The organism is Pararhodobacter aggregans (genome assembly GCF_003075525.1).
Classification (GTDB): domain Bacteria; phylum Pseudomonadota; class Alphaproteobacteria; order Rhodobacterales; family Rhodobacteraceae; genus Pararhodobacter; species Pararhodobacter aggregans.
In genome coordinates this window covers 127,205-134,980 of record NZ_QDDR01000013.1, presented here as the reverse complement: position 1 = coordinate 134,980, position 7,776 = coordinate 127,205, and the positions used below count along the sequence as shown (strand labels likewise).

6 protein-coding genes are annotated in these 7,776 nt (G+C 69.2%); 1 reads left to right on the top strand and 5 read right to left on the bottom strand.

The window, feature by feature from the left end; genetic code table 11:
• Positions 1–83: 83 nt before the first annotated feature.
• Positions 84–1,265, bottom strand: coding sequence for an FAD-dependent monooxygenase (locus tag DDE23_RS20755; protein ID WP_107751692.1), 1,182 nt, complete (start codon positions 1,263–1,265; stop codon positions 84–86).
• Positions 1,266–1,293: 28 nt separating this feature from the next.
• Positions 1,294–1,716, bottom strand: coding sequence for an RNA polymerase-binding protein DksA (gene dksA, locus DDE23_RS20750; RefSeq protein WP_107751976.1), 423 nt, complete (start codon positions 1,714–1,716; stop codon positions 1,294–1,296).
• 298 nt (positions 1,717–2,014) lie between these two features.
• Between dksA and DDE23_RS20745 the strand changes: the two genes are divergently transcribed.
• Entirely contained in the window at positions 2,015–2,860 is an 846-nt protein-coding gene (locus DDE23_RS20745) for an AAA family ATPase (protein ID WP_107751691.1), read from the top strand.
• A 224-nt stretch (positions 2,861–3,084) separates the two neighbouring features.
• Here DDE23_RS20745 and xth read toward each other — a convergent pair whose 3' ends face one another.
• From xth to DDE23_RS20730, 3 genes are all read right to left on the bottom strand, one after another.
• Positions 3,085–3,861: an exodeoxyribonuclease III gene (gene xth, locus DDE23_RS20740; RefSeq protein ID WP_107751690.1), complete on the bottom strand. Its 777-nt coding sequence runs from the start codon at positions 3,859–3,861 to the stop codon at positions 3,085–3,087.
• 257 nt (positions 3,862–4,118) lie between these two features.
• Positions 4,119–5,639, bottom strand: a complete 1,521-nt coding sequence (gene trpE, locus DDE23_RS20735; protein WP_238150074.1) for an anthranilate synthase component I — start codon at positions 5,637–5,639, stop codon at positions 4,119–4,121.
• A 19-nt stretch (positions 5,640–5,658) separates the two neighbouring features.
• Complete coding sequence (locus DDE23_RS20730; RefSeq protein WP_107751689.1) at positions 5,659–7,518, bottom strand: peptidylprolyl isomerase; 1,860 nt, start codon at positions 7,516–7,518, stop codon at positions 5,659–5,661.
• Between the last annotated feature and the right edge of the window lie 258 nt (positions 7,519–7,776).

Below are 7,776 nucleotides of genomic sequence, written 5' to 3'. Positions count from 1 at the left end.
CCCTTCGGCGCGGCGTGCCGCCGCGCCGTTGGTCGCCTGAGGCGCCCGCGACAGCGGGCAACGAGGGCGAAACCCCTCTGCCCTCAGGCGGTGACGTCGTGCTCGTAGATCCAGTCGTAGCGGCGCAGGGCGAGGCTGGGGGCCAGCCGGTTGGCGGCGCGCAGGATGCCATGGGCGGCCTGGGCCATGGGGCCGCGCAGGTGATAGTTGCGGGCATTGGCATTGGCGGCGGCGACCACTTTCGCGGTGCGGGGGGCGCGGGCGCGGGCATAGGAGTCGAGGGCGCCAGCGGGGTTCTGCGGGCGGCGGGCGAGGCTTCTGGCGAGGCACCAGGCATCCTCGAGCGCCAGATTGGCGCCCTGGGCCATGAAGGGCAGCGTCGGATGCGCCGCATCGCCCAGCAGCGCGGCGCGGCCCGCGCCATCGTGCCAGTGTTCGGCCAGCGGGTGGCGGAAGAGGCCCCAGAGGAAGACCTCCCCGACCGCGTCAAGCCAGCCCGGCACCGGGCCGCCGAAGCCCGCGAAGGCGGCTTTCAGTGCCGCCGGGTCATCGGGGTGGTTCCAGCCCTCGGCCGCCCAGCTGCGGCGTTCCTGCACGGCGACGATGTTCCTGAGCGCGCCGCCCCGCAGCGGATAGCTGACCAGATGCCGGCCCGGTCCCATGAAGACCTGCGCCACGCGCGGGCCGCCGTCGCCGGGGATCAGCGCCCGCCAGGCGACCTGGCCGGTGAAGAAGGGCTCGCTCTTGCCGTTGAGTCTGGTTCTGAGGGGCGAGCGCAGCCCGTCCGCGCCCAGCACCAGCGGCGCCTCGTGCACGGCGCCCACGGCGGTGGTGATGCGGGCGCCCTGGCGGGTGAGCGTGATGTCCTGGACCTGCTGCAGCAGTTGCACCTGGGTGCCCGCGGCGCGGGCGGCGGCGGCCAGCACCTCGATCAGGTCGGCGCGGTGGCAGAGGTAGAAGCCCGGCCCCTCCTGCGGCAGGGCGAGGCGGGTCACCAGCCGCCCGGCGCTGTCGCGCAGCTCCACGGCGTCCGAGCGGTCGCCGGCGGTTTCGGGGTCGATCCCCAGCGCCCGCAATACCCGGGCGCCGTTGGGGCTGATCTGCAGCCCGGCGCCGACTTCGGTGATCTGGCCCGCCTGTTCCAGCAGCGCGACTTGCGCGCCATGGCGGCAGAGCGCGGTGGCCGCGGCGAGGCCTGCCACGCCTGCGCCCAGCACCAGCGCGCTTTGGCCGGCCAGGGGCGCGGCGGGATCCGTTGCGGTCATGGGGTCCGCCTTTGCCGGGGCGGGAGGGTCAGTCGTCGCGGTGAACGCGCTCACTGCGCTCGTGACGTTCCTGAGCCTCGAGCGTCATGGTGGCGATCGGGCGGGCGTCGAGGCGCTTGAGCGAGATCGGCTCGCCGGTCATCTCGCAATAGCCGAACTCGCCATTGTCGATGCGGCGCAGGGCCGAGTCGATCTTGGCGACCAGCTTGCGCTGGCGGTCGCGGGTGCGGAGTTCCAGCGCGCGGTCGGTTTCCTCGGAGGCGCGGTCGGCCATGTCGGGCAGGTTGCGCGTCGAATTGGCGAGGTCGGCCAGCGTTTCCTTGCTGTCCTCGAGGATCTCTTCCTTCCAGGCAAGCAGCTTGCGGCGGAAGTACTCGAGCTGCCGTTCGTTCATGAACGGCTCATCCTCGGCGGGCTTGTAGTCGTCAGGCAGAAAGTTTTCCGGCTTCATCAGCGTATCCCCTGTTTGCCCGGAACCGAAGGCAACCGACTCGACGATGGTTTCGTTCTTTGCGGTCATTCCGAGCCCCCTCTGGGGACGCCTTAAACCCAAGCAAGGGCGATGTCACGAGGCAATCGGTAACATTTGCGGGCGCGTGTCCTGTGTGCCGCAGCCCCGCCGCCCCCAAGGGTAGTGTCGGGTGACGCAACGGGGGCGGGGCGTGCTGCCTTGCGGCAGGGACGCGGCGCGGCTAGTGTCGCGCCCGTGCCGCCCCCTCGGCGGGGCGCGATTTCCGGGAAGGACCCAGATGCGCTTTGCCTCGACCGAGACCTATATCGCCACCGACGACCTGACCATGGCGGTGAACGCCGCCGTGGTGCTGGAACGACCCCTTTTGGTCAAGGGCGAGCCGGGGACCGGCAAGACGGAGCTCGCGCGGCAGGTGGCGGACTCGCTGGGGCTGCCGATCATCGAGTGGAACATCAAGTCGACGACCCGGGCCCATCAGGGGCTTTACGAATACGACGCGGTCAGCCGGTTGCGCGACAGCCAGCTGGGCGACGAGCGGGTGCATGACGTCAGGAACTACATCCGCAAGGGCAAGCTCTGGCAGGCTTTCGAGGCCGGGCAGAAGGTGGTCCTGCTGATCGACGAGATCGACAAGGCGGATATCGAATTCCCGAACGACCTGCTGCAGGAACTCGACCGGATGGAGTTCTTCGTCTACGAGACCGGCGAGACGATCAAGGCGGCGGTGCGCCCGATCGTCATCATCACCTCGAACAACGAAAAGGAACTGCCCGACGCCTTCCTGCGGCGGTGCTTCTTCCATTTCATCCGCTTCCCCGAGCCCGAGGTTCTGGCGCAGATCGTGCGCGTGCACCATCCGGGGATCAAGGAGCAGCTTCTGTCGACGGCGCTGACCCAGTTCTTCGAGCTGCGCGAGACGCCGGGGCTGAAGAAGAAGCCCTCGACCTCGGAGATGCTGGACTGGCTGAAGCTGCTCCTGGCTGAGGATCTGGGGCCGGAGGATCTGAAGCGCGAGGGCGTGAACGCGCTGCCGAAGCTGCACGGGGCGCTGCTGAAGAACGAGCAGGACGTGCATCTCTTCGAGCGGCTGGCCTTCATGGCGCGGCGCAATCAGGGGCGCTGAGGGCAGGGAGGGGTTTCGCCCTCGGCCGCGACGCCTCCGGCGCCGAGCCCTCGGGCGACCAAGGCGGGGGGCGCGGGTCCGGCCGCGCCACGGGCGCGGCGTTCGCGGCTGAAACGCGCCACTGGCGCGTTTCCGAGACGCCGCTCACCCCCGTGCCCCCCGCTCAAGGGGGTTTTCCACCCCCTTGAGAAACCCCCGAGGATATTTTCAGCGCAAAGAAGGGCTCAGGCGGCGAGATCGACCCAGACCGGCGTATGGTCCGAGGGTTTGTCCCAGTCGCGGGGCTCGGTCTCGATCCAGCAATCCAGCAAGAGGTCGGCCGCCTGCGGCGAGAGCAGCCAATGGTCGATGCGGATCCCGTCGTTGCGGCCGCGGGCATTGGCCTGGTAATCCCAGAAGGAATAGAGCCCGGGTTCGGGGCGCCGCAGCCTGAGTGCGTCGTAGAGGCCCAGCGCTTCGAGGCGCCGGAAAGCCGCGCGGCTGTCGGGCAGGAACAGCGCATCCTGGCGCCAGGCCTCGGGGCGGGCGGCGTCCATCGGCTGCGGAATGACGTTGTAATCGCCAGCGAAGGCGAGGGGGCGCTCCTCGGCCAGAAGCGCCGTGGCGCGGGCTTTCAGGCGCTCCATCCAGGCCAGCTTGTAGTCGTATTTGGGGCCCGGCGCCGGGTTGCCGTTCGGCAGGTAGAGGCCGCAGACCCGCAGCCCGGTCTCGCCGATATCGGCCTCGATCCAGCGGGCCTGTTCGTCCGTCTCATCGCCCGGCAGGCCACGGGTCACGTTGTGAAGCGGCAGCGTCGACAGGATCGCCACGCCATTGAAGCCCTTCTGGCCATGCGTCTCCAGATGATAGCCGCGGTCCTCGATCAGGGCGCGCGGAAAGGCCTCGTCGACCGACTTGATCTCCTGCAGGACCGCCACATCGGGCCGGGCCTGCTCCAGCCAGCGGCCCAGCGTCTCGGCCCGCGCCTTGACGCCGTTGATGTTGAAGGTGGCGAGTTTCATGGGCGTCCTCCGCAGCAGCGGGCCAGTGTCGCATGGCAAGGCACCGGAGGCCAGACCCGCGCCTCTTCATCTTTGTTCTAGAAATATCCTCGGGGGTTTCTCAAGGGGGTGGAAAACCCCCTTGAGCGGGGGGTGCGGGGGTGAGCGGCGTCTCGGAAACGCGCCAGTGGCGCGTTTCAGCCGCGAACGCCGCGCCCGTGGCGCGGCCGGACCCGCGCCCCCCGCCTTGGTCGCCCGAGGCACGAGGGCGAAACCGCTCAGGAATTGCCGCGCACGAAAAGGCCCGCGCCCTCGGCCGCTGCCCGCAATGCCTTGGCCTTGTTGACAGATTCCTGCCATTCAGCCTCGGGATCGCTGTCATAGACCACGCCGCCGCCCGCCTGGGTGTACATCACCCCGTCCTTCACCACGGCGGTCCGAAGCGCGATGCAGAAATCCATCTCGCCATTGGCGCCGAAATAGCCGATGCCGCCGCCGTAGATGCCGCGTTTCTCGGGCTCCAGCTCGTCGATGATCTGCATCGCCCGGATCTTCGGCGCGCCCGAGACGGTGCCCGCGGGCAGGCCCGCCAGCAGCGCCGACAGCGCGTCCTGATCCTCGCGGATCTCGCCCACCACGTTCGAGACGATGTGCATCACGTGGCTGTAGCGCTCGATGATGAATTTCTCGGTCGGATGCACGGTGCCGATCTTCGCCACCCGGCCCACGTCGTTGCGGCCGAGGTCCAAGAGCATCAGATGTTCGGCCAGTTCCTTCTGGTCGGCCAGCAGATCCAGCTCCAGCGCCTTGTCCTCTTCGGGCGTGGCGCCGCGCTTGCGGGTGCCGGCGATGGGGCGGATCGTCACCTCGCCGTCCCTGAGCCGCACCAGGATCTCGGGCGAGGCGCCGACGATGTGGAAGGCGCCGAGGTCGAAATAGACCATGAAGGGCGAGGGGTTGGTGCGCCGGAGCGAGCGGTAGAGGGCGAAGGGCGGCAGCGGGAAATCCTGCGCCCAGCGTTGCGAGGGCACGACCTGGAAGATGTCGCCGGCGCGGATGTAATCCTTGGCTTTCTCCACTGCGGCCTTGTAGCCCTCTTTGGTGAAGTTGGAGCGCGCCTCGCCCACGCTCAGCGCATCGCCCAGCGCGCGGCCGGTGCCCGCCGCCTCGCGTTCGAGGTCGCGCAGCGCGTCCATCACCCGCTCGGCGGCCTGGGCATAGGCGGCGCGGGCGCTGAGCCCCGAACCGGTCCAGGCGGGCGAGACCACGGTCACCTCGCCCTTGACCCCGTCCAGCACGGCGACGACCGAGGGACGCATCAGCACCGCATCGGGCAGGTTCAGGGGATCGGGGTTGGTCATCGGCAGGCTTTCGACCAGCCGGATCATGTCATAGCCGAGATAGCCGAAGAGCCCGGCCGAGATGGCGGGCAGGTCGGCGGGCATGGTGATGCGGCTTTCGGCCAGCAGCCTGCGCAACTCCTCCAGCGGATGGCCCGGCAAGTCGCGGAAGGCGTGGTCGTCAAAGCGCGCCTCGCGGTTCACCCGGCTTTTGCCGTCGCGGCACTGCCAGATCAGGTCCGGCTTGGTGCCGACGATGGAATAGCGGCCGCGGATCTCGCCGCCGGTCACCGATTCCAGCATGAAGCTGTCTTTCCGGTTCCCGGCGATCTTCAGCATCAGCGAGACGGGCGTGTCCAGATCCGCGGCAAGGCGGGCATGGACCAGCTGGTTCTCGCCCCGGTTCCACCCGGCTTCGAACTCGGCGAATTCGGGGATGAGGAGGGTGGAATGCGACACGGACGGCACGCCTTTCGGATCAGCGGAAGTTGGTGTGGACGGCGTCGATGGCCGCCTGGTTCAGGGTGATCCCGGCTTCGGCCTGCAGCGCACGCGCGAAATAGGTGAACACATCCTGCGCCAGCGATTGCCCCATCTGCTGGTTGATGGCCTGGGTCAGCTGCTGGGTCTGCGCATCCTCGGTGTCGGCGGCTTCGGTCGGGCCGATCAGGGCCAGCAGCGCGCGGCCTTCGGCGACGTGCAGGACCGTCGTGCCCTCATCGCCCGCCATCAGCTCGTCCATCATCGAGGGCGGGATCTGCGGCTGCGGGTCCAGGCGCGTGACATCGGCCAGCGTCTCGGCGGCGATGCCGCGGGCTTCCGAGAAGGCCTCGACCCCGCCCGAGGCAAGCTCGCCGCTCCATTCCTGGCCCAGCGTTGCCAGCGCCGCGTTCAGCGCCTCCTCGCGGGCACCCGCGGCGGCCTCCAGCCGGACGGCGTCGAGCGGTTGCGGCGCGGGCGGCGTCACCCGGTCGAGGCGCAGCGCGAAGAGGCCGCCATCCGAAAGGGGGGCGAGTTCGGGGAAATCGTCGGCCTGGGCGGAGGCGGCCGCGGCGGCGAATTCGGTATAGGCGGCAATGCCTTCGGTGACATCGGCGTTCCAGTCGATCTCGCCCAGCTGCATGGCCGATTCGGCGGCCAGATCCTCGAGCGTGGCGCCCCCGGCCAGCAGGTCGTCCAGACTTTCCTGCTGGTCCTGGATCGCCCGGCGCGCGGCATCGCCCGCCAGTTCGGCGCGCAATTCGTCGCGGGCTTCCTCGAAGGTGGTTTCCTGGGCGTTGAGGATGGCGTTCATGCGAAACAGCGCGGGGCCAAGGTTCGAGGGCAGCGGCCCCACGACCTGACCGGGGTCCTCCAGCGCGAAGACCGCGGCACCGGCGGCGCCGAGCTGCGCCTCGCTGACGTCGCCCATGTCGGCGTCATCGAGCGAGAGGCCGCGCGCGGTCACCAGATCCTCGAAACTGGCCTCACCGGCGGTCAGGCGGTCCATGGCCGCCTGCGCCTCGGCTTCGGAGCCGAAGACCAGCCGCTCGACCAGCCGCCGCTCGGGCTGGACGTAATCGGCGATACGCTCGTCATAGAGGCTGCGGATCGTGGCCTCGTCGACCTCGACGCTGTCGAGCACCATGTCCGGGGTGAGCCAGGCGAAGGTGATATGGCGCGTCTCGGGCGTGGTGAATTCGGCCAGATTGGCGTCGTAATAGGCCTGGATCGCGGCACCGTCGGGCTCGGTCAGCGGGCTCGGCAGCTGCGCCTCGGTCAGGGTGAAGATGTCGAAGCGGTGGCGGGTGGCGTAGTAGTCCATCAGCGGCGCGCGCAGGTTGTCGGGGGTCTCGATCCCGGCGGCGGTGGCGGCCTGCAACAGGCTGCGGGCGGCGTCGCGGCGGACCTGCTCCTCGAACTCGGCGGGGGTCATGCCGTTGTTTTGCAGGCGGAAGCGGTAGGTTTCCATGTCGAAGGCGCCGGTCGGACCCTGAAAAGCGCCCATCTGCACGATGCTGCGCTGGACGTTCTGGTCGCCGACCGAGATGCCGATGCGGTCGGCCTCGTTGTCGAGCGCGGCTTCGGTGATCAGCTGGGCGCGGACCTGCTGGTCGATCTGCGCGCCCTGGGCCATGGCCAGGGTGACCGGCTGGCCGATCTGGCTTTCGAGGCCGCGCATCTCGGCCTGAAGGGCCCGGGCATAGGCATCGGCCGGGATCTGCCGGTCGCCGACGGCGCCGATCGAGGTGACGCGGCCGCCGAGGAAACTGTCGATGCCGAAGCCGCCCAGACCGGCGATCAGCATCGCCATCAGGATCCACATCATGATCGCTTGCGCGCCGTTCTTCTTGGCCATAGGGGCTCCGTCCGTCCTGTCCGCATTTCGGGCTGGCCCTGTGTATGGCCAAGCGGGTCAGGGGGCAAGTCCGCAGCGAGGGGCGGGAGGCGGCCCTGTGGCGCCGCACGCGGGCAGGGAGGAGGCGGGGGGCCAGCCCCCCGCGCCCCCCGCCAAAGGGGACCCTCGGGCCCCCTTTGGAAACCCCCGAGGATACTTCTAGAACAAAGATGAAGGTTAAGAGCGCGTTAAGCCGCCTTCTTTGTTCCTCAAATATCC

Bases quoted from the DNA above. Each gene is read 5' to 3' on its own strand.
- DDE23_RS20730 (WP_107751689.1), bottom strand. From the start codon at position 7,518: ATGGCCAAGAAGAACGGCGCGCAAGCGATCATGATGTGGATCCTGATG.
- dksA (WP_107751976.1), bottom strand. From the start codon at position 1,716: ATGAAGCCGGAAAACTTTCTGCCTGACGACTACAAGCCCGCCGAGGAT.
- xth (WP_107751690.1), bottom strand. From the start codon at position 3,861: ATGAAACTCGCCACCTTCAACATCAACGGCGTCAAGGCGCGGGCCGAG.
- DDE23_RS20755 (WP_107751692.1), bottom strand. From the start codon at position 1,265: ATGACCGCAACGGATCCCGCCGCGCCCCTGGCCGGCCAAAGCGCGCTG.
- DDE23_RS20745 (WP_107751691.1), top strand. From the start codon at position 2,015: ATGCGCTTTGCCTCGACCGAGACCTATATCGCCACCGACGACCTGACC.